The organism is Sphingomonas ginsenosidivorax, from assembly GCF_007995065.1.
GTDB classification, from domain to species: Bacteria; Pseudomonadota; Alphaproteobacteria; order Sphingomonadales; family Sphingomonadaceae; genus Sphingomonas; species Sphingomonas ginsenosidivorax.
The window spans coordinates 3,413,241-3,433,601 of record NZ_VOQR01000001.1 but is presented as its reverse complement, the minus strand read 5'-3'; the positions used below and the strand labels follow the sequence as shown (position 1 = coordinate 3,433,601).

Here is a 20,361-nt window from a genome sequence, read left to right as displayed (position 1 = left end):
ACGCCGCGAGTGTCGCAATCGCGACGAGCCGGCCCGGGCGGGAGCAATCAGAATTTTTGCCATTCCACGACGGTACGGCCCACCGAACGGATCACGGCTTCCTGATCCAGAAGGCGCATCCCGGGCGCGGCGTAATAGGCACTCATGACGAGGGGCGCGCGCCCTGGCCGTCGTGCGATCGCGTAATCGTTGCAGACCCCGTCACCGGTGCCCGTCCGGTCTCCCGACCGCCAGTCCGACGGGAATGCCGCGCGGAGACGCGTGCGTCCGACGACGTTGCCCTCCATCCAGGTTTCGAGCTGTCGTTGGGAGGAAGGCGGAAGCGCGCTGCCGAGAAGCAGGGTCCGGACGGTCTTCACGATGGCCTGTGGGCTCGTCGTGTCGAACGCCGCCGGGCGTCCGTTCATGTGCCCTTCGTAACTGTCCGTGCGCGTAACGTCGTCGCCGAGGCCCCGAAGGAACCTCGTCAGGCGATCGGGCCCGCCGCGGCGCGTCATCAGCAGGTTGGCCGCGGTGTTGTCGCTGCGATACATGATGGCCTCGCAGAGTTCGCGGACCGTCATCTGTCCACGCGCCACGGCGTCCTCGGTGACAGGCGAGGCCGGCAACAAGTCTGCCTTGCCGAAGTGGACGATGCCGTCGAGCTTCTCCGCTCCTCGGCTTACGTCGGCGAGTACCAGGGCAGCGAGAAGGCCCTTGAAGGTGCTCTGCAGTTTGAAGCGTTGGTCCTTGCGATGTGCAAACGTGCGACCGGTCTCGAGATCCAATGCGAAGACGCCCAGCCGGCCGCCATAACGGCGCTCCAACGCCGAGATCTCGTCCATTGCAGCGGCCGTCGGCATTGCCTGGCTTGCGAGCGCGGCGGCGCCGGCGACGAGCACGGTCCGACGATTGATTGGATTCCGATTGTCGAATCGCATCGCCGAACTGTCTCCCCCCATGCCCATGTCAGCTGGCGTGATGGCAACGCCGCGGCCACGCAAGCATCTGTCGGCCGCTCCGCGCCGAGCGAGCGCCCGACAGGACGAGCCGAGCAACCTGGGCGTCGTTCCAGATCATCGGACCCGGTGCCGCTTACCGGCAGAGGCCGGCGGATCGTGTTCGATCACCAAAGTGGCATGCGCGTCGCGGCCGATGGTCGGTATGCGGTCGATCGACGTCAGGGTTTTGCCGCTGACGGTCGTCGGGGGCGACGTGCGGCGGCTCGATGGCTCCAGTCCCCGGAGATCAGGACAGCGCCGGTGTTCGGAAGGTGGACCAGCAAGCCCTGGTTGCCGGCGGTATGCTGGATCGGGCGTGGCGCAGGTCGGCGGTGCCGATGCCGTTGCGATCATCAACACGGCTTTCTTGAGGAAGCGGATCATTCACGCATCGGCTCCCGGTGCCCGCTGGTGGGGCACCGACACGCCATCGATCGTCGATCGACGGGAAGCGTCTGTAACCGCGTCATTCATTCGGCAAGCGGTATGGATTGCGGCCGGTCGCGACTATCCACGATAACCCGAACCCATCGTTCGATTTATCGGGTATAGAGACTGGGTCGTTTCTCCCGCTACGGATGTCCGAGTTCCGTGGCTTTCGAGACATCATGATGTCGACCGCGCCCGGGAGCAGAACATCGGTATCGAACATCCAGGGGGCGGCGCACCGTGACACGAAGATCGGATCGTTGGGTCCTCCCGCTCGCGGCGGTGCTGTTGTCCGCGGGCCCCGCACGGGCCACGTCGCGGACCGAGACCCCGGTCGCGGCTGCGATCGGTGACCCAGCCAGGCCAAGCGCCGATCGCGCGAAGGATGCCCCGCGCCATCCCGCGGAATTGCTCGCCCTTCTCGATCTTCGTCCCGGCGCGACCATCGCCGATATCTGGCCCGGTGACTATTGGGATCGGCTGTTCTCCACGCTCGTCGGCTCGACGGGCAAGGTCTACGCGGTCCATTTCGTCGAAGGCGACAAGGACGACAAGATCGTGACGCCGCCGTCCGGCTCGAAGTCGCTGCCCGGACACGACAACGTGACGGTCGTGGTCTCGCATCCGAACAGGTTCAGCCTGCCGACCAGGGCCGATATCGTCTGGATTCGCCAGAACTATCATGATCTCTACGACCGCTTCATGGGGCCGGCCGACGTCGCCGCGTTCAACAGAGCCGTGTTTCAATCTCTCAAACCGGGCGGCCGGTTCGTCGTCATCGATCACGTAGCGCCGGCCGGCTCGGGGCTCCGATCGACCGACACCACACACCGCATCGACCCCGAGAGAGTGAAAGCCGACGCCGCCAGGGCGGGCTTCCGGCTCGTCGCTGTGAGCGATGTCCTGCGCAACCCTGCCGACCCGCACACCGCGACGGTCTTCGAAGGTCCCATCAGGGGGCACACCGACCAGTTCGTCTACGTCTTCAAGCGCCCCTGACCCTAATCAGTTCTCGGTGATGGTCCCTGTAGGCATCCAGGTCGATCTCGGACCAGCAGGTCGGATTTTCGACCCGGCACTTGCGACCAGTCTCTTCCGAGACCTCGCCGTTCCACCAGAAGCCTTTGTCGGTCGGTGGTTCGCGGGACCAGGATGCTACCACCTGCCGACCGCCATGCAGCAGCATGAGCAACCGCCCGTCCCGCATCGCCCCGGGCATATCGGAGATCGGCAACCAAGTCTTCGGCAGCGCGCTCATGCTGCCGTCCTCGCCGACGTTGCACCGATCCGTCGGGAACCGCCCGCCATCAGCCGGTCATGCTACGCAGTACGCCATCGCGCCGCACCAGGCCGTGATAGAGCGCCGCCGCAAGGTGAGCGAGGATGAGTGCGAAGAAGAGGTACGCGATCACGCCGTGCGCGCGGCGCAGGAGTCCGTAGGTCACGATGTCGTGCGGCAGGATCGGGGGGAGCACGAGGCCCTTCCATATTTCGACCGGATACCCGCCCGCCGACTGCATGGCCCAGCCGATCAACGGCAGCGCGACCATCGTGGCGTAGAGCAACCAGTGCGAGGCCTTTGCGGCGAATGCCTGTGCGGGCGGCAGATCGGCGGGTAGCGATGGTGCCCGGTGCGTGAAGCGGACTGCAAGCCGGATCAGTGCCAGTACCAGGACGGCGATGCCGATCGGCCGGTGCCAGGCGAGCAGCGCGTCGTAACGGCCGCTGGACGTCGAGACCATGCCCACCCCGATCAGCAACATGGCGAAGATCGCGACCGCCATCGACCAGTGGAGCATACGGGCCGGCAGTGCGAAGCGGGACGGTGCGCTCATCGGACGGTCCCTTCCTTGGCGGCGGCGATAGAGAGAGGGGAGGGCCGCGGCCCTTCGAGCGCCCGCCGTCTGAACGAGGCGGAATAGGCTGCGGAGCGCACGGCGGGCAGCGGATCGTCGCCCGCAGCGACACCCGGAGGCAGGATCATCGGATCGAAGTTGAAATCGCGGCAGCCGCCGGTCTCCTCGCTGGCGACATGATCGAGCACCAGTTCGCCCGCGTCGATGCGGCGATGCGGACCGGTCCACGCGATCGTCGCATTGTCGGTGCGGTCGCCGGGATTGGCCGGGATCAGGATCATCCGCCAACCGGACGGACCGGACGCCATTCGCGTGCGCAGATCGTCGAACAATGCATCGCGCGACGGGGGCGGTGCCTTGGGGTCGAGAGCAACGAATGGCGTCTCGGGCTCGAACTGCCAGCGCACCATGCTGGCCCTGCCGTCCGCAGTGGTGAAGCGGAAGGCGTTGATGCTGTGGTATGTCCCGACGGCGAAGTTCGCGGGCACCGGCGCGGATTTCACATAGGCGAGAAACCGGGCCGTCTCGGGATGGCTGGCGACGAACGCCGGCATCGCTGCCGGGTCGGGCTTGCCGGTCTTCGGGTCCGGCCGACCGGTCTTCTGCAGGGCGACGAAATCGGTGGCGTTGGACACGATGAAGATCGGCGTGTGATCCATCGCCATCCGCCATTCAGACCCGCCCGATCCGGCAAGACGCAGGCTGAGAGCATGGAACACCGCCTTCGCGTCAGGCGCGGCCGGATCGCCGGCGTTCGTCGAGAAGCGTCCGATCACTGGCAGCGTACCGGCCTCGAGAAGGCTTGCGCTGGTCAGCGCTGCGCCCGCGCCGGTTGCTGTGAAACGGCCCGAGACGCACAACCCCTTGGCGTGGGCGCGGCGGAAGCCGGGATGCGGTTGACTGCTGCTGGCCTGCAGCGTGTCGGCCAGCTTGCCGCCGCTGATCCGCGTGGGACTCAGAAAGCCGCCGACCCATGCGAACAGCACCAGGATCGCGCCGACGATCGCGCCGATAATCAGGAATTGTGGCGTTCTGGCAGATGGATCCGTCATACTTGCTCCGATGCTGCGCTCATGTACCGGCCTCGAGCTCGCCTAGGCCAGAGAGAGGCTACAGGCATACCGATATCCTCCCGATGGGGCGGCCGGCGGTCGGTGTTTCGAACGTCGGTCGCGAGCGTTCCGGACTGCCACGCGCCGTTGCAGGCAGCCCCACCGCGGGAGCGACGTACCGCCGCTCCCGCGCGGCGTTTCATTGATCGAGACCGGCCATCAGCACGTATTTGACGTGGACGTATTCCTCGATGCCGTAATAGCTGCCTTCGCGGCCATAGCCCGACTGCTTGATGCCACCGAACGGCACCGACGCGGTGCCGACCGACCCCGAATTGAGGATCACCATGCCAGCCTCGATGTTGCGCGAGAGCCGGAAGGCACGACCGAGATCCCGCGTGTATGCGTACGCTACGAGCCCGTATTCGGAGTCGTTCGCACGGGCGACCACCTCGTCCTCGCTGTCGAAGCGATACATCGCGAAGACCGGGCCGAAGATCTCGGTCGATGCGAGCTGCATGTCGTCGGTCGTGTCGGCGAGGATGGTCGGCTTGTAGAATAGGCCTCCCTGTTCGGCGAGTTCACCGCCGAGCACGACGCGGGCGCCCTTGTCGGTCGCGTCCTTGACCAGCGCGATGACCTTGTTGAGGCCGGACTGGTTGATCAGCGGCCCGACGACGAACTCGTCCTGCAGCCCCTGGTCGATACGGATCTTCGCTACCGCGTCCCTGAGCTTTTCGATGAACGGCTCGTAGACGCCGCTCTGCACGTACACGCGGTTCGGCGAGATGCAGACCTGCCCCGAATTGCGCAGCTTGGCCGAGACCAGCCCCTGGACCGCAATGTCCAGATCGACGTCGTCGAAAACGATGAACGGCGCGTTGCCGCCGAGCTCCAACGTCATCTTCTTCAAGCTGTCCGCGCTGTTGCGCGCGAGCAGCTTGCCGACGTTGGTCGATCCCGTGAACGAGATCTTCTGGATGCGCGGTTCGTTCGTGAAGGCTTCGCCGATCGCCTTCGGGTTGCCCGTGACCATTTCGAACACGCCTTCGGGAATGCCGGCCTTACGGGCATAGTCCAGCAGCTTGTACGCGGTCAGCGGCGTTTCCTCCGACGGCTTGATGATCATGGTACAGCCTGCCGCGAGCGCCGTTGCGACCTTCCGCGTGATCATCATGAACGGGAAGTTCCACGGGGTGATCGCCGCCGTCGGCCCGACCGGCTCCTTGGTCACGAGCACTTGCGCGTTGAGCGCGTGGCTGGGGATCGTGTCGCCGTAGACGCGCTTGGCTTCCTCGGCATACCATTCGACGAAGCCGAGCCCGTAATCGATCTCGCCGAGAGCCTCGGTCAGGCACTTGCCGTTCTCCTTGACCATGATTTCGGCAAAGGCGCGCCTGTCGTCGCGAACGAGTTCGAACCAGCGACGCAGCAGGTCGCCCCGCTCCTTCGCCAGGCGGCGCGACCAGGCTGGGAACGCCTCACAGGTGCGATCGACCGCGGCCTGCACCTCGGCATCGCTCAACTCGGGCGCTTCGCCGACGACCGAGCCGTCGGCTGGATTGAAGACCTTGATCATGCTGTATTCCTCATGTTCGCCCGGCGTGTCGAACGTCCCGGGCTTCGATGCAGTGAAATCGTCCGGGAACGCTCTCAGCGGCACGACCCCCATGTCAGTGCTTGGACCATGCCGGACAATCGAGTAATCCTGCTCAACAATTGAGGTATTTTGAGCATTGAGAGATCTGCCTCCCCTGAACGGCCTGCGGGCCTTCGAGAGCGTGGCGCGGACGGGGAGCGTGAAGGCGGCCGCCGAGGAGATGCGCGTGACCGCGGGCGCCGTGAGCCACCAGCTTCGACAGATCGAAGAGCATTTCGGCCTCACGCTCTTCGTCCGGCAAGGTCGCGGCCTTGCCCTGACAGCCGCGGGCGCGACCTATTTCGAGCGAGTGACCGCGCATTTCGAAGGGCTACGCCAGGCGAGCGGGCAGCTGCACGGCTCCGCGGGACGATCGGTCCTGCGCCTGCGCTCCTATACGACGTTCGCTACGCGGTGGCTGATTCCCCGCCTCACGCAGCTGCAACTTGCCCATCCCGAGATTGATGTCCGACTGACGACGGTGTCAGAATGGAGCGATCTTGGGGACTTCGACGCCGGGATCCGGCTGGGCGACGGCAACTGGCCGCACTATCGCTGCACACGGTTGGTCTCCAACGTTCTCGTGCCGGTATGTCATCCGTCCCTGATCCGTCCCAGCCGTCCCGCCGATGCGGCATGGCTGGCCGAACAGACCATTTTGCTGGTGCGCGCGCGTCCGGACGACTGGGGGCTGTGGTGCAAGGCCGCTGAGATCGATCTCGGGCGGCTTCCCCACCGACGCGAACTCGAAAGCTCGGCACTTGCCTATCAAGCGGCCATCGAAGGGCAGGGCGTCGCGCTGGCGCAACGCGTCCTCGTCTCGACGGAGCTTGCGAACGGCAGTCTGGTGGTTCCTCTTCCGGTGGAGGTCGATCAGGAGGACGTGACGTATTACCTCGTATCCGACCGTGCCGGGCGCAAGGAAAGGCTCGTCGCCCAGCTTCGAACATTCCTGACGTCTTAGCGACGCTCTAGAGGGGGACACCTCTTCCTGCGGGTCATGAGGTTCGCCGGCCTGGGCCATCAAGCGACCGTGCCGATGAAGGCAACCCTCGTGCAGCATTCGCCTCGCGGACGCGACCGTCAGATCGCCCAAGGCACTGAATTCGACCACGCTGTACGAAAGGCTGCGCTTGTCATCACAGCGCGGAACGCTGGATGCCCCGTGAGGATTCGAACCTCAATAGGCGGTATCAGAAACCGCAGTCTTACCATTAGACGACGGGGCATCAGCGATGGGCGATCTAGGCGGCGGGTCGGGCGCTGTCAACGTCTTGCGTGCCTTGTTGGGTGCTTACCTTGTCCTGACCCGGGTGCTGCGCTACGTTGGGTGCAAGCACCGAGCGGGTATCGTCCCGCGACGGCAGATCATATAGCGAGTCTTACGGCGATGGGGGATGGTTCCGCCCGAATGCCGTACCGGCAGGGAGTTCCTGCCCGTCCGGTTGCGACCCGGCCCTCCCGTGGCCGTTGGTCCGATGCGCAGGCGTTTGCCGCGCTCGATCTGGGTACCAATAATTGCAGGTTGCTGATCGCGCGGCCGCAAAATGGCGGGTTCGCGGTCGTCGATGCGTTTTCGCGAATCGTCCGGCTGGGCGAGGGGCTGGCGGCAACGGGGCAGCTGAGCGACGCCGCGATCGAACGCACGATCGCCGCGTTGCGGGTGTGTTCGGAAAAGCTCAAGCGCCGCAACGTCACGCTCGCCCGATCGGTGGCGACCGAGGCGTGTCGCCGGGCCAGCAACGGTGCCGCGTTCATCGCGCGCGCGTTCGAGGAGACCGGCATCCATCTCGACATCATCTCGGCGGAGGAGGAGGCCAGGCTTGCGGTGCTAGGGTGCCATGCGCTGATCGAGCCGGGCGAGGATCCGGCGCTGGTCTTCGACATCGGCGGCGGATCGACCGAACTGGTGCTGGTCGATACCTCGACGCCGGTTCCGACCGTGCTCGACTGGCATTCGGCGCCATGGGGCGTCGTGTCGCTGACCGAGCATGCCGGAGGCGGCGAGGGCGAGGCCGGACGGCGCGAGGCTTACGCGCGGATGCGCAGGATCGTCGCGGACAGCTTTGCGGGCTTCGCCGGGCGTCTGCCGCGCGACGTCGCATGCCCGCGGCTGCTGGGGACCAGCGGTACGGTCACGACGCTCGGCAGCGTGCATCTGGGACTGAGCCATTATGATCGCTCCGTCGTCGACGGGCTGATCGTACCGGCATCCGCAATGCGCAAGATCAGCGCCGATCTGTCGCACATGGCGATCGAGCAACGGGCGAAGCTGCCGTGCATCGGCAACGAGCGCGCCGACCTGGTGGTCGCGGGCTGCGCGATATTGGAGACGATCATGGACGTGTGGCCAGCCGAACGCATCGGCATTGCCGATCGCGGGATCCGCGAAGGCATCCTTCGCCGCCTGATGGGGGCACAGAAGCCATGAGCCGCGGAGGATCCGGCGGGCATACCCGCGTCCTGACCGCGCGCAAGCGCACGGCGCAGTCGACGCGGTGGCTCGAGCGGCAGTTGAACGACCCCTATGTCAAGCGCGCCAAGGCCGACGGCTTTCGCAGCCGCGCGGCGTACAAGCTGAGCGAACTGGACGAGCGGTTCGCGTTCCTGCGCGGCAAGAAGCGCGTCGTCGATCTGGGGCTGGCGCCCGGCGGCTGGGCGCAGGTGCTGCGCCGCCGGTTGCCGAACGCTGCGGTCGTCGGCATCGACCTGCTGCCGGTCGACCCGATCGACGGCGTGACGATCCTGGAAATGGATTTCCTCGACGATGCCGCGCCGGGGAAGCTGATCGACGCGCTGGGCGGCGCCCCCGACTTGGTGCTGTCCGATATGGCGGCGAACACCGTGGGGCATCCGCAGACCGACGCGCTGCGGACGATGGCGCTGGTCGAGACCGCGCTCGATTTCGCCTGCGACGTGCTGATGCCGGGCGGCGCGTTCGTCGCGAAGGTGTTCGCCGGCGGCGCGGATTCGCAGCTGGTGGCCGAGATGAAACGCAATTTCACCAGCGTGAAGCACGCCAAGCCGCCGGCGAGCCGCAAGGGGTCGGTCGAATGGTTCGTGGTGGCGCAGGGGTTCAAGGGGCGGTCGACACGGGCAACCGAGACCGACGAGGAATAGACCCCTTCGTCACTCCGGACTTGGTCCGGGGTCCACCGGGCCGCGTACCCATCGGCCTGAGAGCGTGCGGGACGGTGGATGGCGGGCCAGGTCCGGCATCACGTATCAAGACGTGGAGGCGCACCACCCCCCCCGTTCGCCCTGAGCGAGGTCGAAGGGCCTGCGCGTGGGTCCTGTGCTTCGACTTCGCTCAGCACGAACGGATTGGGCAAACAGGCACGAAAAAGCCCGCAGGCACTACCCACGGGCTATTCGTATTTCGGCGTCGCGGTGAAGCCGCGCCGTCCGCGGGCAGCATTTGCCTGATGGCCGTCCAACGCTAAGCGTTAGACGGCGGGCTCATGCTCAGCCCTCGTAGTCCGCGCCCAGATTCTGGTTCCGCGGCGGCGCGGCGGCGGTGAGGCGAAGCGCCTCGGCCGAGGCCGAGAGGCTGCCGACCGCATCGACCTCGTCGTCGTCGTCGACGCGGACCTTCTGCAGGCCCTGGATCACCTGTTCCTTGAGATGCGCCGGCTTGACGTTCTGGTCCGCGATCTCGCGCAGCGCGACGACCGGGTTCTTGTCACGGTCGCGTTCGAGCGTCAGTTCGGCGCCGCCCGAGATCTGGCGTGCCCGCTGAGCCGCGAACAGCACCAGGTCGAACCGGTTGGGGATCTTGTCGACGCAATCCTCGACGGTAACGCGCGCCATGCCGCATCCTTCGCAACAACGATAAATGGAAGCAGATGGCCTAGGCGAAGGGCACGCCGAAGTCAAGAAAACGCCGATGCTTGCCAGCACGGCCCGGCATGGCCATCACCCGCGGCCATGGAACCGCTTCAGCCGCAGCCCAGCTTCACCGTCGACGGCAACGGGCTGACGCTTCTCGATACCGGCCCGCGGCGGCTCGACGCGCTGCTCGAACTCATCGACAGCGCGACGCGGTCGCTGCGCATCCTCTATTACATCTATGCCGACGACGAGTCGGGGCAGCGTGTTAACGCCGCGCTGATCGCGGCCGCCAGACGCGGCGTGACGGTCTCGCTGATCGTCGACGGGTTCGGCAGCGACGGGGCCGACGATCGCTTCTTCCGCCCCCTGGAATCCGCGGGTGTCGCGGTCTGCCGCTTCTCGGCGAGCTTCGGGCGACGCTATCTGCTGCGCAACCACCAGAAGCTGGCGCTGGCCGACGAGCAGCGGATCATCATCGGCGGCTTCAACATCGAGGATGATTATTTCGGCACCGTCGCCGAACAGGCCTGGCGCGACCTGGGGCTGTTGGTCGAGGGGCCCGCGGCCGAGCGGCTAGCCGGCTATTTCGACGCGCTGCGCGACTGGATCCATGACGGCAAGGGCAAGCTGCGCCGCCTGAATGCCGCGCTGTCGCGGTGGAGCGAGACCCGGGGCGCGACGCGCTGGCTGATCGGCGGACCGACGCGGCGGCTGTCGCCCTGGGCGCGGGCGGTGCGCGACGACATGCGCGCCGGCCGCCGGATCGACGTGATCGCGGGCTATTTCACGCCGAGCCCCGCGCTGCTGCGCCGGCTGGACCGCGCGGGACGGCGGCTGGCGGCCGTCCGGATCGTGACGGCGAGCAAGTCCGACAACAATGCGACGATCGCAGCGGCACGCTTCACCTATGCCGGCCTGCTCCGGAAGGGGGTCCGGCTGTTCGAATATCAGCCGACCAAGCTGCATACCAAGCTCTACGTGATCGACGACGCGGTCCATATCGGATCCGCGAATTTCGACATGCGGAGCCTGTTCATTAATCTCGAGCTGATGCTCAGGATCGAGGACCGGGCGTTCGCCGACCATGTCCGACGCTATGTCGACGGCGAGATCGGCAAATCAACGGAGATCACGGCCGCATTGTACAAGGCGAACACCGGGTGGGTGCAGCGATTGAAGCAGCTCGGCGCCTATTTCCTGGTCGCGGTCGTCGATCCCAGCGTGTCCCGCGGGCTGAACTTCGGCATCGACGAATAGTCGAGGGTCGGCCGCGGCGGTACCGTTGTGGCCGAGCCGTGAGGCTCAGGCCTTCCAGGCCCAGTACAGCTGGGCCGGGGGTACGTTCCACCATTCCATGTCGTGATCGATCGTCGCGAAATGGGGGGTGAGGAAGTCCTTTACCTTCGGGCTGAACTGATAGACCAGGAACGCGCCGCCCGGACGCAGCACGGCGTGCGTCGCATGCGCGATCGCTGGGCCGACACCGGCGGGCAGGGTCGAGAAGGGCAGGCCCGACAGCACATAGTCCGCCGATTCGAAGCCGTGGTCGCTGACGATGGTCTGGACCTCGGCCGCCGACCCCAGCACCGCGAAGAACCGCGGATCGGTGATCGTGTGGCGCAGATAGCGGATGAAATCGGCGTTGGTGTCGATCACGATCAGCTTGGCATCGGGCGCCATGCGGTCGAGGATCGGGCGGCAGAAGGTGCCGACGCCCGGGCCATATTCGACGAACAGCTTGCAGTTCGCCCAGTCGACGCGGTCGAGCATCTTACGGATCAGCTTGTCCGACGACGGCACGACCGATCCGACCATCACCGGGTGTTTCAGAAATTCCGAAAAGAACATCTGCCACGGGGACGGAACGCCGGCGGGACGGGTGCGCGCACGTCGGGCGGCGGTGGTCGAACTAGGCATCGCGTTCCTTAATTTCCAGGCGCTCGCGCGCTGGCGAAGCTTTGACACTCCCGTCGCACGAAATCCGAACGTCTTTCAAGCGTCGCGGTTGCATCGCCGCGACGAGCCGCGGGTCGGCAAGGACTTGCCACGACCGGCGCGGCGCCTAATCGGTGCACATGGATGACGATCGGAACGGGCAGGTCGCGGTGATCTTCGTCTCGCAGCGCACCGCTGCGGACGATGCGGGCTATGCCGCGGCCGCCGACGCGATGGACCGGCTCGCCGCTGCCCAGCCCGGGTATCGCGGCATCGACAGCGCGCGCGGGACCGACGGGATCGGCGTCACGGTCAGCTACTGGAGGGACGAGGCCGCCGCGATCGCCTGGCGCGGCCAGGTCGATCATGCGGCGATCCGCGAAATGGGGCGCGCGCGCTGGTACGCCTGGTATACCGTGTCGGTCGCGACCGTGACGCGGGGGTATCGCTGGGACGCTATCGTCGGGCCGGCATGACTCCGGTCCCGTCGCCCCGGACCCGGTCCGGGGCGACGGGGAAGGTCAGTCGTCGCGCTTGGGAAACGCGAAACCGATCGGCTGGATCGCGGTCGCATCCTGTTTCAGCCGCGCGGCCATCTGCTCGTATTCGCGTTCGGTCTCTGGCGTCACCGACGGGCGCGATTCGGTCAGCGCGGTGTCGAAGTCGGCCATCGTCACCTGCGTAGAGTCGATGGCGCGGCGCAGTGCGACCAGCCCGGCGCGGCGGACGACGTCCTCAAGGTCGGCACCGCTGAACCGCTCGGTACGGCTCGCGATGACGTCAAGATCGACATCGCCGGCAAGCGGCATCTTGCCCGTCTGGATACCCAGGATCCGCCGGCGCCCCGCCTTGTCGGGGACGCCGACATAGACGAGTTCGTCGAACCGGCCCGGGCGGAGCAGGGCCGGGTCGATCAGGTTCGGCCGGTTGGTCGCGCCGATCACGACGACCGACTGCATCTCCTCGAGCCCGTCCATCTCGGCGAGGATGGTATTGACCACGCGCTCGGTCACCTGCGGCTCGCCCGCACCGGAGCCGCGTGCGGGCACCAGCGAATCGAGTTCGTCGATGAAGATCACGCACGGCGCGACCTGCCGTGCTCGGCTGAACAGCTTGGCGATCTGCTGCTCGCTCTCGCCATACCATTTGCTCAGCAGGTCGCTCGACTTGGTGGCGATGAAGTTCGCCTCCGATTCGCGCGCGACCGCCTTGGCGAGCAAGGTCTTGCCGGTACCGGGCGGACCATAGAGCAGGAACCCCTTGGCGGGCCGGATGCCGAGCCGCCGGAACGCGTCGGGGTTCTTGAGCGGCAGTTCCACGCCTTCCTTCAGCCGCATCTGCGCGTCGTCGAGCCCGCCGACATCGGCCCAGCGCACGGTCGGCGCCTGCACCATGACCTCGCGCATCGCCGAGGGCTGGACGCGCTTGAGCGCACCCATGAAATCCTCGCGCGTCACCGACAGCTCGTCGAGTACCTCTGGCGGGATGGTTCGCTCTTCGAGGTTAAGCTTCGGCATGATCCGACGCACCGCCTCGATCGCCGCCTCGCGCGTCAGTGCGGCGAGATCGGCCCCGACGAACCCATAGGTCGTGCGCGCCAGCTCGGCGAGGTCGACGCGGTCGCCCAGCGGCATGCCGCGGGTGTGGATGCCGAGGATCTCGCGACGCCCGCGCTCGTCGGGGACGCCGACGACGATCTCGCGGTCGAACCGGCCGGGACGCCTGAGCGCCTCGTCGATCGCCTCGGGCCGGTTGGTGGCGGCGATCACGACGAGGTTCGCGCGCGATTCCAGCCCGTCCATCAGCGTCAGCAGCTGCGCGACGAGACGCTTTTCCGCTTCGCCCGACACCTGTCCGCGCTTCGGCGCGATCGAATCGATCTCGTCGATGAACACGATCGACGGCGCCGACTTGGCGGCCTCCTCGAACACCAGGCGCAGCTTGCCTTCCGACTCGCCATAGGCCGAGCCCATGATCTCGGGGCCGTTGATCAGGAAGAACTGCGCATCAGATTCATTGGCGACCGCGCGTGCGAGCCGCGTCTTGCCAGTGCCGGGCGGGCCGTGCAGCAACACGCCCTTGGGCGGATCGACGCCGAGGCGCTGGAACAGTTCGGGGTAGCGCAGCGGCAGCTCGACCATCTCGCGCAACTGGTCGATGGTCTGCGCCATGCCGCCGATATCGTCATAGGTGACGTCGGCACGCCGCGCGGCCTCGGGCTCCTCATATTCGGCGCGCAGCTCGATCTCGGTATTCTCGTCGATATGGACGACGCCCTTGGGGCTCGCCGCGATCACCGCGAGCCGGATCTCCTGCAACGCATAGGCCGGCGCGTTCATGAACTGCTGAACGCCTGGCGGCATGTTGCCGACGCGCTGGTGACCCGCGGTCGCGACGATGTCGCCCTGGCAGATCGGCCGGCCCAGAAAGGTCCGCTTCAATGCGTTGGTCGACCCCTGCAGCCGCAGGTTCTGCTGCGCGGGCGCGAAGACGACGCGCGTCGCCGGCTTGGATTCCGCCTTGCGCACCTCGACGAAATCGCCCGACCCGACCCCGGCATTGGCGCGCTGCAACCCGTCGATGCGGACGATGTCGAGGCCTTCGTCCTCGGGATAGGGGCCGACGGCGCGCGCGGGCGTGTTCTGCTTGCCGAGGATCTCGATCACGTCGCCCTCGGCGATCTGCAGCGCCGCCATCAGAGCGCGGGGCAGATGCGCCAGCCCACGCCCGCTGTCTTCGGGCCGGGCATTGGCAACCTGGATTTTCCGCGTCGGGGTTTCGCTGTCGGCCATGATCATCCTTCGGGCTTGATAGCGCGTGAGATAGGTCGCGCGTTCCGGGCTTGCGAGGACTTGAAAAGACAAAAAAAGGGCCGGCCCCGAAAGGCCAGCCCGTGAAAGTTTTTAGGAGAGGATGCCTGAAAGGCGAGGTCCTTTTCGCCGGCAGCGGTTCATGTTGCAAGTGCGAAAGGAATCACTACGATTGCAGTCGACGCAATCGCCGGTACGATTGCAGGCGACGACTCCGGGAGGGTGATCATGCGCAGACTGCCCCCATTGGGCGCGATCGAGGCTTTCGTGCAGGTCGCGCGGCTGGGATCGATCAAGGCGGCGGCAGAGGATTTGGCGCTGTCGGCGCCGGCGCTCAGCCGTCGCGTACAGAGCCTGGAGCGCTTCATCGGCAAGCCCTTGTTCGCGCGGCGTCACCAGGCGATGGTCCTGAACGGCGACGGCGAACGGCTGCTGGCGCAGATCGCGCCGGTGCTCGACAGCCTGTCCGACGCGGTCGAATCGCTGACCAGCGGGACCGAAGTGCTACGGCTGCGGCTCGGCATCCTGCCGCTGTTCGCGTCGCAACGCCTGTTCCCGCGGCTGGGGGAACTGCGCATCTCGCATCCCGAACTGCATCTCGACATCGACACGGCCGGGCACGGCGTGTCGCGGCTGGGCGACGGTCTGGACGCCGTGATCGCGTTGCAGCGCGAGATCGACCCGTCGCTCTATGCCAAGCGGCTGGATCGCAACTCGGTCTATGTCATCGGCGCACGCAGCCTGCTCGAACGGGCGAACCCTGTCACGAAGCCTGAGCAGCTCTCGGAACTGACCGCGCTATTGCACCGCGACATGCCCGACACGTTCACCGCCTGGCGCACCGCGGCGGGGCTGGAGGATATCGAGCCGCTGGCGATCGACCATTTCGATTCTGGCGCGCTGATGCTCGAGGCGGCGGCGCAGGGGCTTGGCATCGCGTTCATGCATGCCAGCCATTTCGAGGACGCTAACGACCCGCGGCTGGTGCGGCTGTTCGATATCGAGGTCGAGAGCCCGTACAGCTACTGGTTCGTGTGCCGGCCGCGCGCCCTGCAGCAAAAGCCGGTCAAGCTGTTCCACGACTGGCTAATCAAGACGCTGGCAACCGGACTGTAGCGCGCGGCTACGCGCCGACCCTGACCGCCAGCAGCCGCGCGACCCGCGCCTTGAACGCACGCAGCTTTTCACCCGACAACGCCGCGACGCTGGTGAAGGCGACCGAGCTCGGATTGATCGCCGTGCCGTTGCGCCAGACCTCCCAGTGCAGGTGGGGCCCCGTCGACATGCCGGTCGAGCCGACATAGCCGATCACCTGGCCCTGGCGCACGCGCGTGCCGGACGAGACCGCGATCCGGCTCATATGGCCGTATCCGCTCGCCATCCCGCCGCCATGCGCCAGCTTGACGAAATTGCCGTAGCCGCCGGTGCGGCCCGCAAACGCGACGATGCCGTCGGTCATCGCATGGATCGGCGACCCATAGGGCGCACCGATATCGAGGCCCTTGTGCATCCGCGTGAAGCCCAGCAGCGGATGCATCCGCCAGCCGAAGCTCGACGTGATCCGTCCGAGCACGGGCAGCCCCGACACCGCGCGGCGCTCGGTCTGGCCGTTGACGTCGAACCAGCCACCGATGCTGGCATCCTCGTTGGAGGGGTCGGCGGCGAAGCGGACGAGCTGCACGGTCTTGCGACCCTGGTCCAGCCCGGCGAAGAGAAGATTACCGATCCGCGTCTCGCCGGTCGCGGCGCGGTCGCGCTCGACGATCAGGTCGAACCGGTCGGCTGCCGTCACGTCGCGGCCGATCGACATACGCGTCGCGAGCGCCTTGATATACGCCTCGACGATCTTGGCCGGGACGCCTGCCGCCCGGGTCGTGCGGTAGAGGCTGGAGCCGACCAGCCCCTGGATCCGAAGCGGGGTTGAATCGATCGCGATCGGCTTGCGCGTCATGGTCAGGCCGGTGGCGGCGCGCGTCAGCGTCAGGCCGAGGTCGAACCGGGCGCGGAAGTCGAGCGCTTCCAGCGGCCGCGCGGTGGTGCGATCGGCGCGACGACCGAGCGTCAGCGCGATCCGCGTCCCGGCCTTGATGGCAGCCGGGTCCACTGCCTGCGAGACGAGCGCGGCTGCGGCTTCGGCATCGTTGCGGCCGACGCCGGCGCGGATCAGCACGCGGTCGAGCGCATCGCCTTCGCCAAGCGTCGCCGACAGCTCGACGGACGGCCGCTCGGGTGCTTCGGCGAGTGGCGCGACTAGGTCGTTCGCCGCCATGTGCCGCCCGGTATCGGCACCGAGCGCGAGCGGCGAGATCGCCAGCGCGCGCGATTCGTCCCATTCGGCACCGGCAAGCGGCGCAGGAACGGCACCGACCAGGGGACGAAAGCCCGGCGACAACGCCCAGGTCGCCGCGCACAGCGCGGTGCAGGTCGCAAGCCCGCGCCACCAGTCGCGCGATCCGACGCGTGACCCGAGATCGGGCACCCAGTCGACCTGCGCCAGCGCGTCGCGAACGCGGTCGAACCGCGTCGGTACCGGATACTCCACCAAGGCACGACCGAACGCGCGCGCGGTGGTTCCGCCGGCCAGTTCCAGTCCAGTCTCGTCACGAAGAAACACGCAGGCACTTTCGGCAAAGCGCGCGGTCCCCCCGCGGCGTCGGGTGCGGTGGTTGTGGAGAACAGGTGCTAAAGTCAAATTAACCGGGGGCAGGGAGAGACGCGTTTGCGCCGAGGCGTTGCGCCGTGCAGCCGGCCCGTGAAACCCGTGTGGAACCGGCGCGAAGCGAGGGGTTTTCTCCGGTTTCGCACAGCTGGTCGGGTGCGCGGTTCGCGGTGCGGACGCCGTCGGATTGCTCGCGCGTCTATCGCCGGCGCAAGGACTGGACTGACGGCGGGACAGGACGCGGTGTCGCGCAAGTCATTGCAAGCGCGGCCCGAACGCCCGATGTTACCCCGCATGAACGACGATGCGTCCGGTACGATCACGGCCGTGCTGGGGCCGACCAACACGGGCAAGACGCATCTCGCGATCGAGCGGATGTGCGCGCATTCGAGCGGGATGATCGGCTTTCCGCTGCGGCTGCTGGCGCGCGAGGTCTATGACCGCGTCGTCGCGATCAAGGGCGCGAACCGCGTCGCGCTGATCACCGGCGAGGAGAAGATCACGCCGCCGGACGCACGCTGGCTGCTGTGCACGGCCGAATCGATGCCCGACCGGGACGTCGCGTTCGTCGGGATCGACGAGGCGCAGCTGGGGGCCGATCCCGAACGCGGCCACGTCTTCACCGACCGGCTTTTGCGCGCGCGCGGTCGCGAGGAGACGATGATCCTGGGGTCGGAGGCGCTGCGGCCGATGATCAAGGCGCTGGTGCCGACCGCCGAGATCGTCAATCGCCCGCGATTCTCGACGCTGACCTATGCAGGCGCGAAGAAGATCAGCCGTCTGCCCAAGCGTTCCGCGATCGTCGCGTTCAGCGCCGAGGAAGTCTACGCGGTCGCCGAGATGCTGCGTCGGCTGCGGGGTGGCGCCGCGGTGGTAATGGGCGCGCTGTCCCCGCGCACGCGCAACGCGCAGGTCGCGATGTTCCAGGCGGGCGAGGTGGATTATCTCGTCGCCACCGACGCGATCGGGATGGGGCTGAACATGGACGTCGCGCACGTCGCGTTCGCCAGCCTCAACAAGTTCGACGGCAAGCGCCAGCGGCGGCTGACCGTCGCAGAGATGGCGCAGATCGCTGGCCGTGCGGGCCGCCACCAGCGCGACGGGACGTTCGGCGCGCTGTCCGACGACGGTCCCGGCGCGTTCCTGCCCGAAGAGGTGCTGGCGATCGAGGAGCATCGCTTCCCGCGGCTCGAGAACCTCTACTGGCGCGAGGGCGAGCCCGATTTCGCGAGCGTCGATGCGCTGATCGCGAGCCTGGAGGCGCGACCGCCATCGGGAGTGCTGCGCGCGGCACCCCAGGCGCTCGATCTCGGCGTGCTGAAGCGGCTTGCCGAAGAAGGCTGGGTCCGCGAGCGTGCGCGCCATCCGAAGATGGTCGCGCGGCTGTGGGCGGCATGCGGCGTTCCCGATTTCCGGAAAGTCGGGCTCGATCCGCATGCGCGCTTCGTCTCGCGGCTGTTCGGTCATCTGAGCGAGGCGCGCGGGCATATTCCGCACCAATGGTTCGCCGACGAAATCGCCCGGCTCGACACCGTCGCGGGCGACGTCGAGGTGATCGCCGGGCGGATCGCCGCCGCGCGCAGCTGGGCCTATATCGCGCAGCGCACCGACTGGCTGGCCGAGCCCGCGCATTGGGCGGCGCGCACCGCCGCGCTCGAGGAGCGGCTGTCCGACGCGCTGCATGCCAGCCTGACGCAGCGCTTCGTCGACAAGCGTACCACCGCGCTGATGCGGCAGATCGGCGCCGATGCCGCGTCGCTGCCCGTCGTGATCGGTGCGGAGGGCGAGGTGATGGTCGAAGACCATGCGATCGGCCGGCTCGACGGGTTCCGCTTCACCGTCGCGGCGGACGCGCGCGCGGCGGACAAGCGACTGTTGCTCGCCGCGGCGGAAAAGCGGCTGGCGGGCGAGCGCGCGCGGCGCGGCCAAGCGCTCATCGATGCGGCGGACGGGGATATCACGCTCGACGAGACCGATATCGTCTGGGCCGGGCACCGCGTCGCGACGCTCGGCATGGGGGCGTCGCTCGCGCGGCCCAAACTCGTGCTCGACCGCGATCTCGACTGCCTCGACAAGCCGATGCGCGAGCGAGTTCAGGCGCGGCTGGGGGCATGGCTGGCGACGATGCTGGGCAAGCGCGTCGGCGGGCTCGTCCGCCTCGCCGAGGTGGCACGCGACCCGCTGGCGACGCCGGCGCTGCGTGCGGTGGTCGGTGCGATCGAGGCGGCGGGGGGCATCACCCCGCGAATGCCGCTGCGGCTGTCGCTCGACGCGATCGCCCCCGACGAGCGCAAGCGGCTGCGTACGCTCGGCATCACGATCGGTGCGCTCGACCTGTTCGACGCGCGGCTGTTGAAGCCCGAAGCCGCGCGCTGGCGTCGCGCGCTGCTCGCGACGCGCGGGGCTTCGGCGCCTGCGACTCCCGATGGCGCCACCGTGCTGCCGCGGTCCGGCGCGGGGATCGCCAGCGGCTTCCGTCCGCTCGCGCACCAGGCGGTCCGGGTCGACCTGGTCGAGCGGATCGCCCGCGCGGCGCATGATGCGCGCGACGGCCGCACGCCCTTTGCCCCCGATCCCGCGCTTGCCACCTCGATCGGGCTCGAGGCGGCATCGCTCGAGCGGCTGATGGCCGAACTCGGCTTCCGCCCCGTTCCCGGCGACGTCCCGCGCTGGGTGTGGCGCGGCCGCCCGCCTGCCAAGACGCCGCCGCCGCCCGTGTCCGACACCGCGCTGTCCGGAGCATTCGCTGCGCTCGCTGCCCGGGTCCGCCATGGCTGAGGCGATGCGGATCGATCGCTTCCTGTGGTTCGTGCGTCTCGCCAAGACGCGCAGCGCCGCGCAGGCGATCGCCGAGAAGGGGCGGCTGCGCATCGATGGTCGGCCGATCGACCGCGCGCATTGCCCGGTCCGCATCGGGAACGTCCTGACCTTCGCTGCCAACGACCGCGTCCGCGTCATCCGGGTCGAGGCGCTGCCGGTCCGACGCGGCCCCGCCCCGGAGGCGCAGGCGTGCTACCAGGATCTGATCGCGGGGCAGACGGAGGACGTCTGAGCGTCCTGACGTTCTCGATCCTCCCCCTGGCGGGGGAGGATCGGGGCAGGTCTAAAGCCACGGAATGGCGCGCAGAAGCCGGCGGATGATTGACGTGGTGGGGAACCACGCATAGTCG

19 protein-coding genes and 1 tRNA gene are annotated in these 20,361 nt (G+C 67.5%); 9 read left to right on the top strand and 11 right to left on the bottom strand.

Annotation, left to right across the window (positions count from 1 at the left end):
• Positions 1 to 47: 47 nt before the first annotated feature.
• Positions 48 to 920: a class A beta-lactamase gene (bla, locus tag FSB78_RS15660; protein ID WP_242008343.1), complete on the bottom strand. Its 873-nt coding sequence runs from the start codon at positions 918 to 920 to the stop codon at positions 48 to 50.
• Between the two features lie 135 nt (positions 921 to 1,055).
• Positions 1,056 to 1,364 (bottom strand): hypothetical protein, encoded by a 309-nt coding sequence (locus tag FSB78_RS15655; protein WP_147083492.1) that lies wholly within the window; start codon positions 1,362 to 1,364, stop codon positions 1,056 to 1,058.
• A 453-nt stretch (positions 1,365 to 1,817) separates the two neighbouring features.
• On the opposite strand from FSB78_RS15655, the gene FSB78_RS15650 reads away from it, so the two are divergent.
• Positions 1,818 to 2,408, top strand: a complete 591-nt coding sequence (locus FSB78_RS15650) for a class I SAM-dependent methyltransferase (RefSeq protein ID WP_147083491.1) — start codon at positions 1,818 to 1,820, stop codon at positions 2,406 to 2,408.
• On the opposite strand, the gene FSB78_RS15645 is transcribed toward FSB78_RS15650, so the two are convergent.
• The 4 genes from FSB78_RS15645 to FSB78_RS15630 all read right to left on the bottom strand — a co-directional run bounded on the left by FSB78_RS15645 (position 2,395) and on the right by FSB78_RS15630 (position 5,980).
• The gene (locus FSB78_RS15645; RefSeq protein ID WP_147083490.1) at positions 2,395 to 2,667 is read right to left on the bottom strand and encodes a hypothetical protein; all 273 of its coding nucleotides are present in this window, start codon (positions 2,665 to 2,667) and stop codon (positions 2,395 to 2,397) included. The two genes, FSB78_RS15650 and FSB78_RS15645, sit on opposite strands and share 14 nt — an antisense overlap.
• 49 nt (positions 2,668 to 2,716) lie before the next feature.
• The gene (locus FSB78_RS15640) at positions 2,717 to 3,244 is read right to left on the bottom strand and encodes a cytochrome b (protein WP_147083489.1); all 528 of its coding nucleotides are present in this window, start codon (positions 3,242 to 3,244) and stop codon (positions 2,717 to 2,719) included.
• A complete protein-coding gene (locus FSB78_RS15635) occupies positions 3,241 to 4,317 on the bottom strand; it encodes a catalase family peroxidase (protein ID WP_147083488.1) in 1,077 nt (358 codons plus the stop codon). The genes FSB78_RS15640 and FSB78_RS15635 overlap by 4 nt, the downstream gene beginning before the upstream one ends.
• A gap of 199 nt (positions 4,318 to 4,516) precedes the next feature.
• Positions 4,517 to 5,980, bottom strand: coding sequence for an NAD-dependent succinate-semialdehyde dehydrogenase (locus tag FSB78_RS15630; protein ID WP_242008341.1), 1,464 nt, complete (start codon positions 5,978 to 5,980; stop codon positions 4,517 to 4,519).
• Between the two features lie 73 nt (positions 5,981 to 6,053).
• On the opposite strand from FSB78_RS15630, the gene FSB78_RS15625 reads away from it, so the two are divergent.
• Positions 6,054 to 6,920: a LysR substrate-binding domain-containing protein gene (locus tag FSB78_RS15625; protein WP_147083487.1), complete on the top strand. Its 867-nt coding sequence runs from the start codon at positions 6,054 to 6,056 to the stop codon at positions 6,918 to 6,920.
• A 191-nt stretch (positions 6,921 to 7,111) separates the two neighbouring features.
• Here FSB78_RS15625 and FSB78_RS15620 read toward each other — a convergent pair.
• Positions 7,112 to 7,185: transfer RNA gene (locus FSB78_RS15620), tRNA-Gln, on the bottom strand.
• A 182-nt stretch (positions 7,186 to 7,367) separates the two neighbouring features.
• Between FSB78_RS15620 and FSB78_RS15615 the strand changes: the two genes are divergently transcribed.
• Positions 7,368 to 8,387: a Ppx/GppA phosphatase family protein gene (locus FSB78_RS15615; RefSeq protein WP_147083486.1), complete on the top strand. Its 1,020-nt coding sequence runs from the start codon at positions 7,368 to 7,370 to the stop codon at positions 8,385 to 8,387.
• Positions 8,384 to 9,076: an RlmE family RNA methyltransferase gene (locus FSB78_RS15610; protein ID WP_147083485.1), complete on the top strand. Its 693-nt coding sequence runs from the start codon at positions 8,384 to 8,386 to the stop codon at positions 9,074 to 9,076. The genes FSB78_RS15615 and FSB78_RS15610 overlap by 4 nt, the downstream gene beginning before the upstream one ends.
• 345 nt (positions 9,077 to 9,421) lie before the next feature.
• On the opposite strand, the gene rpoZ is transcribed toward FSB78_RS15610, so the two are convergent.
• Complete coding sequence (rpoZ, locus tag FSB78_RS15605) at positions 9,422 to 9,766, bottom strand: DNA-directed RNA polymerase subunit omega (RefSeq protein WP_147083484.1); 345 nt, start codon at positions 9,764 to 9,766, stop codon at positions 9,422 to 9,424.
• Positions 9,767 to 9,883: 117 nt separating this feature from the next.
• Between rpoZ and FSB78_RS15600 the strand changes: the two genes are divergently transcribed.
• Positions 9,884 to 11,044, top strand: coding sequence for a phospholipase D-like domain-containing protein (locus FSB78_RS15600; RefSeq protein ID WP_147083483.1), 1,161 nt, complete (start codon positions 9,884 to 9,886; stop codon positions 11,042 to 11,044).
• A gap of 45 nt (positions 11,045 to 11,089) precedes the next feature.
• Here the strand turns inward: FSB78_RS15600 and FSB78_RS19330 are convergent, their stop codons facing one another.
• Positions 11,090 to 11,704: a class I SAM-dependent methyltransferase gene (locus FSB78_RS19330; RefSeq protein ID WP_199743199.1), complete on the bottom strand. Its 615-nt coding sequence runs from the start codon at positions 11,702 to 11,704 to the stop codon at positions 11,090 to 11,092.
• Positions 11,705 to 11,862: 158 nt separating this feature from the next.
• Here FSB78_RS19330 and FSB78_RS15590 point away from each other — a divergent pair, with 158 nt between their 5' ends.
• A complete protein-coding gene (locus FSB78_RS15590) occupies positions 11,863 to 12,198 on the top strand; it encodes an antibiotic biosynthesis monooxygenase family protein (RefSeq protein WP_147083482.1) in 336 nt (111 codons plus the stop codon).
• 45 nt (positions 12,199 to 12,243) lie between these two features.
• On the opposite strand, the gene FSB78_RS15585 is transcribed toward FSB78_RS15590, so the two are convergent.
• Positions 12,244 to 14,514, bottom strand: a complete 2,271-nt coding sequence (locus FSB78_RS15585) for a CDC48 family AAA ATPase (protein WP_147083481.1) — start codon at positions 14,512 to 14,514, stop codon at positions 12,244 to 12,246.
• A gap of 246 nt (positions 14,515 to 14,760) precedes the next feature.
• Here FSB78_RS15585 and FSB78_RS15580 point away from each other — a divergent pair, with 246 nt between their 5' ends.
• Positions 14,761 to 15,648 carry a LysR substrate-binding domain-containing protein gene (locus FSB78_RS15580; protein ID WP_147083480.1) on the top strand — a complete coding sequence of 296 codons (888 nt, stop codon included), beginning with the start codon at positions 14,761 to 14,763 and terminating at the stop codon, positions 15,646 to 15,648.
• Between the two features lie 7 nt (positions 15,649 to 15,655).
• Here FSB78_RS15580 and FSB78_RS15575 read toward each other — a convergent pair whose 3' ends face one another.
• Complete coding sequence (locus FSB78_RS15575) at positions 15,656 to 17,146, bottom strand: M23 family metallopeptidase (protein ID WP_147083479.1); 1,491 nt, start codon at positions 17,144 to 17,146, stop codon at positions 15,656 to 15,658.
• A gap of 339 nt (positions 17,147 to 17,485) precedes the next feature.
• Here FSB78_RS15575 and FSB78_RS15570 point away from each other — a divergent pair, with 339 nt between their 5' ends.
• Together FSB78_RS15570 and FSB78_RS15565 are read left to right on the top strand one after the other, a co-directional pair.
• Positions 17,486 to 19,969: a helicase-related protein gene (locus tag FSB78_RS15570; RefSeq protein ID WP_147083478.1), complete on the top strand. Its 2,484-nt coding sequence runs from the start codon at positions 17,486 to 17,488 to the stop codon at positions 19,967 to 19,969.
• On the top strand, positions 19,962 to 20,243 hold the full coding sequence (locus FSB78_RS15565; protein ID WP_147083477.1) for an RNA-binding S4 domain-containing protein: 282 nt from the start codon (positions 19,962 to 19,964) through the stop codon (positions 20,241 to 20,243). The genes FSB78_RS15570 and FSB78_RS15565 overlap by 8 nt, the downstream gene beginning before the upstream one ends.
• Positions 20,244 to 20,361: the final 118 nt, after the last annotated feature.

Bases quoted from the DNA above. Each gene is read 5' to 3' on its own strand.
- bla (WP_242008343.1), bottom strand. From the start codon at position 920: ATGCGATTCGACAATCGGAATCCAATCAATCGTCGGACCGTGCTCGTC.
- FSB78_RS15655 (WP_147083492.1), bottom strand. From the start codon at position 1,364: ATGATCCGCTTCCTCAAGAAAGCCGTGTTGATGATCGCAACGGCATCG.
- FSB78_RS15645 (WP_147083490.1), bottom strand. From the start codon at position 2,667: ATGAGCGCGCTGCCGAAGACTTGGTTGCCGATCTCCGATATGCCCGGG.
- FSB78_RS15640 (WP_147083489.1), bottom strand. From the start codon at position 3,244: ATGAGCGCACCGTCCCGCTTCGCACTGCCGGCCCGTATGCTCCACTGG.
- FSB78_RS15635 (WP_147083488.1), bottom strand. From the start codon at position 4,317: ATGACGGATCCATCTGCCAGAACGCCACAATTCCTGATTATCGGCGCG.
- FSB78_RS15615 (WP_147083486.1), top strand. From the start codon at position 7,368: ATGCCGTACCGGCAGGGAGTTCCTGCCCGTCCGGTTGCGACCCGGCCC.
- FSB78_RS15610 (WP_147083485.1), top strand. From the start codon at position 8,384: ATGAGCCGCGGAGGATCCGGCGGGCATACCCGCGTCCTGACCGCGCGC.
- rpoZ (WP_147083484.1), bottom strand. From the start codon at position 9,766: ATGGCGCGCGTTACCGTCGAGGATTGCGTCGACAAGATCCCCAACCGG.
- FSB78_RS15600 (WP_147083483.1), top strand. From the start codon at position 9,884: ATGGAACCGCTTCAGCCGCAGCCCAGCTTCACCGTCGACGGCAACGGG.
- FSB78_RS19330 (WP_199743199.1), bottom strand. From the start codon at position 11,704: ATGCCTAGTTCGACCACCGCCGCCCGACGTGCGCGCACCCGTCCCGCC.
- FSB78_RS15590 (WP_147083482.1), top strand. From the start codon at position 11,863: ATGGATGACGATCGGAACGGGCAGGTCGCGGTGATCTTCGTCTCGCAG.
- FSB78_RS15585 (WP_147083481.1), bottom strand. From the start codon at position 14,514: ATGGCCGACAGCGAAACCCCGACGCGGAAAATCCAGGTTGCCAATGCC.
- FSB78_RS15580 (WP_147083480.1), top strand. From the start codon at position 14,761: ATGCGCAGACTGCCCCCATTGGGCGCGATCGAGGCTTTCGTGCAGGTC.
- FSB78_RS15570 (WP_147083478.1), top strand. From the start codon at position 17,486: ATGAACGACGATGCGTCCGGTACGATCACGGCCGTGCTGGGGCCGACC.
- FSB78_RS15565 (WP_147083477.1), top strand. From the start codon at position 19,962: ATGGCTGAGGCGATGCGGATCGATCGCTTCCTGTGGTTCGTGCGTCTC.